Below are 1,482 nucleotides of genomic sequence, written 5' to 3' on the forward strand. Positions count from 1 at the left end.
TTTTAGTTGTATCTGCTAATCCAAAAAAAATACCATTATTAAATGTTGTTGATGCGGCCGATTTAGATTTTATTTTAATTTTCTTTTCAGTACCTGCCGGGAAATTCTGACAAGTAATGGTATAAGAAAAACTTTCAGTTTTTATCGGTTGATTAATTGGGCTTTCGTCAACATCAGATGCTGTTAGCATTCCACTTTTATTAAAATCAATATATTTATCTAACTCACTGTTATCATCAAACTCACAAGTTCCTTTTATGATTTTGGTTTTGAACTGTATTTGCCCATTCTGAGCAATAATTGAGCCTGAGAATACAATGACACTTAGCGCTAATATCCCTTTACTCAACAGTCCCATGATATTCATTGTATCCTCCAAGGTCGTTGATAACAGCCCACTTAACAGCGCCCACTTTTAATTGAGAAACAAAGTTCATTTCAGCAAATGGGGCAATAACATTATTTTGTTTATTAAGCTTAATCGCTTTGTTATTAACAGATAAACCAGCCAAATTGATATAGTAAGGCGAGTTATTGACTACCTTAACGCCATTGGAGGTACTTTTAGTTTTGATGCCTTTAAATGCTTCTTCTTGCTGCATCGGCAGATTAGCCGGTCGATAGAAAATTTTAATAACACTTTCTAATCCGACTTTTACCCCATCCGCTTTATCGGATTCAGGGACATTTCTTGAGTGAAAGTAATACATACTTTCACGATCTTTTGGAAACTTGTGTGTGAGCGCTTTTATTTTAATAATATTACGTTGTTTTGGCGCTAATTTAAAAATAGAAGGTGTGATGACAAAGTAACCTTCAGAAGGTGTTTTGCTGTCTAATTTTTGTGTAATAAAACTGGCGACTAAATACGATTTACTGTCTTCATTTCGTGCAGTAATTGCAGCAGAGTTTGTTGCTTCATCAATAACAATACGCGTTTGACTTAAACCGACACCCGCTTGAGAAGAAAACGAAAAAGCAAATAAGATAAAAAGTAAGGATTTTAATTTTAGCATTCTTTTTTTCTCTTATAATTTGCAGGCAGCAATAAATCACTGCCTGCTTTACTAGCTAAATTAACGCACGACGGTGATTAGTCGTATGCTACGCTGAATGTTACTGGCACATTTAAGTTTTGTGCGACAGCATCAGAAGCCGTTGCGTACAGACCAGCAACAACTGGGATGACGTAGTCATTTTTACCGGTTACTTTCAGGTCAGTAATTTCAGTTGCGATGTTAGGTTTAACTTCAGTTTTTGCTTTACCAGCAGCTAATTTAACACCGATTTGTGATGCTTGAGCGTCAGCAAACATATCTGAGTGACCAGTTAATGCTTCACCAGTTGCTAAGATAGAAACAGTCGTTGCATCAGCAGTTTGGTTTGTAGAATCGTCATAAACTTTAGTACAGTTATTTAAAACTAAGTTAAAGTTTGCTTCAGATAATGCTTTAGTAGTGTCTAGGTTTTCAGTTGAGTGTG

General features: G+C 35.6%; 3 protein-coding genes. All 3 read right to left on the reverse strand.

Annotation, left to right across the window (positions count from 1 at the left end; translation table 11 throughout):
• A partial coding sequence (locus ACPEH5_RS22635; protein ID WP_423727228.1) for a hypothetical protein occupies window positions 1-367 on the reverse strand: 367 nt, incomplete at its 3' end.
• Complete coding sequence (locus ACPEH5_RS22640; protein WP_264403571.1) at window positions 342-1,016, reverse strand: fimbrial biogenesis chaperone; 675 nt, start codon at window positions 1,014-1,016, stop codon at window positions 342-344. The genes ACPEH5_RS22640 and ACPEH5_RS22635, both read right to left, overlap by 26 nt.
• A 77-nt stretch (window positions 1,017-1,093) precedes the next feature.
• The coding region (locus ACPEH5_RS22645) for a type 1 fimbrial protein (RefSeq protein WP_423727229.1) at window positions 1,094-1,482 on the reverse strand (389 nt) is incomplete at its 5' end.

The organism is Providencia sp. NPDC089933 (genome assembly GCF_049545585.1).
Classification (GTDB): domain Bacteria; phylum Pseudomonadota; class Gammaproteobacteria; order Enterobacterales; family Enterobacteriaceae; genus Providencia; species Providencia huashanensis.